4 protein-coding genes and 1 tRNA gene are annotated in these 4,122 nt (G+C 33.7%); 4 read left to right on the forward strand and 1 reads right to left on the reverse strand.

Features of this window, described 5'->3' with window-relative positions; genetic code table 11:
• Window positions 1-89: 89 nt before the first annotated feature.
• From ACOYLT_RS10440 to ACOYLT_RS10450, 3 genes are all read left to right on the forward strand, one after another.
• A complete protein-coding gene (locus ACOYLT_RS10440; protein ID WP_422853789.1) occupies window positions 90-848 on the forward strand; it encodes a cyclase family protein in 759 nt (252 codons plus the stop codon).
• A gap of 64 nt (window positions 849-912) precedes the next feature.
• The gene (locus ACOYLT_RS10445; RefSeq protein WP_422853790.1) at window positions 913-1,311 is read left to right on the forward strand and encodes a GNAT family N-acetyltransferase; all 399 of its coding nucleotides are present in this window, start codon (window positions 913-915) and stop codon (window positions 1,309-1,311) included.
• A 63-nt stretch (window positions 1,312-1,374) separates the two neighbouring features.
• On the forward strand, window positions 1,375-1,740 hold the full coding sequence (locus ACOYLT_RS10450; protein WP_422853791.1) for an MmcQ/YjbR family DNA-binding protein: 366 nt from the start codon (window positions 1,375-1,377) through the stop codon (window positions 1,738-1,740).
• Between the two features lie 83 nt (window positions 1,741-1,823).
• On the opposite strand, the gene ACOYLT_RS10455 is transcribed toward ACOYLT_RS10450, so the two are convergent.
• The gene (locus ACOYLT_RS10455; protein WP_422853792.1) at window positions 1,824-3,212 is read right to left on the reverse strand and encodes a dipeptidase; all 1,389 of its coding nucleotides are present in this window, start codon (window positions 3,210-3,212) and stop codon (window positions 1,824-1,826) included.
• A 120-nt stretch (window positions 3,213-3,332) separates the two neighbouring features.
• Here ACOYLT_RS10455 and ACOYLT_RS10460 point away from each other — a divergent pair.
• Window positions 3,333-3,414 (forward strand) — tRNA-Leu (locus ACOYLT_RS10460).
• The last annotated feature ends 708 nt before the right edge of the window (window positions 3,415-4,122 follow it).

Raw genomic sequence — 4,122 nt, forward strand, 5'->3', positions numbered from 1 at the left:
TAGGAAAATAAAATGCATCGAAAGATGCTGAAACAAGTTCAATAGGAAAATAAAATGCATCGAAAGATGCTGAAACAAGTTCAGCATAAATGAAAGCACAAATTAACAATACCTTTAAAATCGACCTATCAAAACCTCTTGATATAGCTATTCCATTGTCTAATACTGATGCTAATCCGATTGCGTGGTATATAGAAAAACCAACAATTGAACCAGTGAGATTTGGTGATTGGGTTGGAAAAGTTTCGGAAGGAAGCTCAACTAATTTCAATAATATTTTCTTCAATCCACACGGACACGGAACGCATACAGAATGTTTGGGGCATATCACCAAGGAGTTTTACAGTATTAATCAATGTTTGATACAGTTTTTCTTTACAGCTGAGTTGATTTCTATTGAGCCCGAAAACTTAAATGGAGATTTAATTATTACAAAACACCAAATAGACAAAGCTTTAAACGGCAAAACTCCCGAGGCAATTATCATCAGAACCTTGCCCAATTCGGAAAGCAAAAAGCATAAAAACTATTCCAAAACTAATCCGCCATATCTTTCGGAGGAAGCCGCTGAGTTCATCAGGGATATCGGAATACAACATTTGTTGATTGATTTACCTAGCGTAGATAGGGAAGAAGACGATGGAAAATTAGTGGCACACAAAGCTTTTTGGAATGTGAAGAATGTCGATGAATTAAATTCGGATGCACGATTGCATTGCACGATAACGGAAATGATTTTTGTTTCAGATGCTATCAAAGACGGAAGTTATATTTTGAATTTGCAAATCGCCTCTTTCGAAAATGATGCTTCGCCGAGTAAACCAATAGTATATAAGATTGAAGAATGAAGATTTTTGAATTAAGAATAAAAATCTACAGTCAAAAATCGTTAATCATCAATCTAAAATCAAAATGATAACCGTTTCCACAGATAAAAGCAAATTGAATATTTTATTCCTTCAAAATTTTTTGAAAGACGTGTATTGGGCAGCGGGTCGAACAATAGACGAAGTTCAAACTACAATTGACGCTTCCTTTTGTTTCGGTATTTATTTAAATGATCAACAGATTGGATTTTGTCGGGTGATTACCGATTATGTTGTTTTTGCTTATGTAATGGATGTATTTATTGAAGAAACCCATCGTGGAAAAGGATATGCTTCCATCTTGATTGACACAATGATGAAAGAACCCCAATTGCAAGAAATCAAAATTTGGCGTTTAGCTACTTCGGATGCTCACTTTTTATATCAAAAATTTGGATTTAAAAGTTTGGCACATCCAGAAAAAATGATGGAGAAAATTAAATAGTATTCAGTTGTTAGACTCAGTGACCAAAACTGCGACTGAAAACTGAAACGGAAAACTTTAAAAATGAATATTCAACAACTCTACGAATATTGTCTTTCCAAGAAAGGTGTTACCGAACACTTCCCTTTTGACGAAGATACTTTGGTCTTCAAAGTCGGAGGAAAAATGTTTGCCTTATCGTCATTAAAAGAATGGGAAAACGGAACACCATCCGTAAATTTAAAATGCAATCCAGAACGTGCTGAGGAACTTCGTGCCGAATATGAAGGTGTCACTCCAGGATTTCACATGAACAAAACAAATTGGAATACGGTTGATTTTAATTCTGATGTCAACGATAAAATGATGTGTGAATTAATCAATCACTCTTATGATATGGTTTACAGAGGGTTGACAAAAAAACTTCGGGATGAAATTGAGAAGAGTTAAAAGAGATAATAGAAAAGGGATAAGTAAAAGAAATTCCTAGCTAATGCCTTTTGCCTTATCCCTATTGCCTTTCTTACATTGATTTATTTACTCAACTCCACAAAATATTTGTAAAACAGCGGTATCGTTTCAATGCCTTTTAGGTAATTAAAAATCCCAAAATGTTCGTTGGGCGAGTGAATGGCATCGCTATCTAGACCAAATCCCATTAATATAGTTTTCGATTTTAATTCTTTTTCAAACAACGCTACAATTGGAATGCTTCCTCCAGACCGAACAGGTATGGCTGGCACGCCAAAAGTCTCGGTATATGCTTTATTAGCTGCCTTATAGCCAATGCTGTCTATGGGAGTAACATAGCCTTGCCCACCATGATGAGGAGTAACTTTTACTTTTACTGATTTTGGCGCAATACTTTCAAAATGTTTAGTAAATAGTGTTGTAATTTCCTCCCAATCTTGATTGGGTACCAAACGCATCGATATTTTTGCGAAAGCTTTACTAGCAATTACTGTTTTGGCACCTTCGCCAGTATAGCCACCCCAAATTCCATTGACATCTAAAGTGGGACGAATAGAATTTCTTTCATTAGTTACATAACCAGTTTCACCATAAATATCTTCTATAGCTAAAGCTTTTTTATAGTGTTCTAAGGAGAAGGGCGCTTTTGCCATTTCGGCTCTTTCGGCGGTGGTTAATTCTTCTACGTTATCGTAAAACCCTGGAATGGTGATGTGGTTGTTTTCATCGTGAAGTGACGCAATCATTTTTGTCAACACATTGATTGGATTAGCCACAGCGCCACCATATAATCCTGAGTGTAAGTCGCGATTGGGTCCTGTAACTTCCACTTCAACGTAGCTCAAACCACGTAAACCTGTCGTAATACTTGGTTGTTGATTGGATATCATTCCAGTATCTGAAATTAAAATAACATCACAAGCTAATTTCTCTTGATTGTTTTCTACAAACCAACTCAGGCTTTTTGAACCCACTTCTTCTTCGCCTTCAATCATAAATTTTACGTTGCATGGAAGCGAATTACTCTGAATCATATATTCAAAAGCTTTGACATGCATATACATTTGCCCTTTATCATCACAAGCACCACGAGCAAAAATAGCCCCATCAGGATGAATTTCAGTTGTTTTGATTACAGGTTCAAAGGGTGGTGAAGTCCAAAGTTCCATGGGGTCTGGTGGTTGCACATCATAATGACCATAAACTAAAACCGTTGGCAAGTTGTTGTCAATAATATGTTCCCCAAAAACAATGGGATAACCTGGTGTTTCACAAATTTCCACGTGTTGGCAACCGGCTTTTTCAAGACTAGTTTTTACGGCATCTGCTGTAACAATAACATCGTGAGCATAAGCGGTATCTGCGCTTACGGAAGGGATTTTTAATAGTTCTATTAATTCATTGATAAAACGTTCTTTATGTTGTTGAACGTAATTTTTTATGTTGTCCATGGATTTAAGTTTGATAAGAATCAAAAGTACAAAAAATGCTTCTGATTTTTTTAACTATTTTACTTTGAAAGTTTGAAGATATGATTATATTTGCACCCACTTATTGATACAATCAATTTTGCGGGTATGGTGAAATTGGTAGACATGCCAGACTTAGGATCTGGTGCCGCAAGGCGTGTAGGTTCGAGTCCTATTACCCGCACTTTTACAAATTATAAAACCCTTAAAATCTATGTTTTGAGGGTTTTTAATTTTTTATATTCCCCTATTATTCCCCCAATAGGTGTTATCGATAGTTAATCCTAGTTAATTTTTCTTATTCAACATGGTTGCTTAAACTATTATAATGGTAGTGTTTTTTATTATTTCATGATATTTATTATTAAAAATATATTATCAAAAATTCTAAAACTTTAACTTAGTCTTCACTATTGATGTTGAAGATTTTAAAAACAATGAACAAATTTTGGATGCTTTGGTATCAGCCATTCATACCTCTTTAGATTTATATAATGATAAAGATTTCAGTCAGTTCTATGAGAGATAAAACAAATAACTTTAATATTGATTTAAAAATAATATTAATGTTGTAATTCGTAATTGTTAAACAAAAAGGGACTCATCTAGAGTCCCTTTTTTTAATTATTTCATACACATCAAATTCGGGTAAAATTAGTTTATCAATATTAGTTTCCCAATTAAACCATATGAATATGATTTAAATTTATCAATACTATTTTAAACATTTGAATGTTTTTTTTACAACATCAAGTGACTATTAACTCATTAATTATTTCGCACTAGGAGATGTCTATTTATAAAATAAATAAAAATTATTCTTTAATTAATTTTATAGTTTTTTCGTTAAGATTTGAATCTGTAACTTTTGCGAAGTAAATACCTTGATTTA

The organism is Flavobacterium sp. (assembly GCF_049318185.1).
GTDB lineage: Bacteria > Bacteroidota > Bacteroidia > Flavobacteriales > Flavobacteriaceae > Flavobacterium.

Coding starts and splice junctions, on each gene's coding strand:
- ACOYLT_RS10440 (WP_422853789.1), top strand. CDS start 90: ATGAAAGCACAAATTAACAATACCTTTAAAATCGACCTATCAAAACCT.
- ACOYLT_RS10445 (WP_422853790.1), top strand. CDS start 913: ATGATAACCGTTTCCACAGATAAAAGCAAATTGAATATTTTATTCCTT.
- ACOYLT_RS10450 (WP_422853791.1), top strand. CDS start 1,375: ATGAATATTCAACAACTCTACGAATATTGTCTTTCCAAGAAAGGTGTT.
- ACOYLT_RS10455 (WP_422853792.1), bottom strand. CDS start 3,212: ATGGACAACATAAAAAATTACGTTCAACAACATAAAGAACGTTTTATC.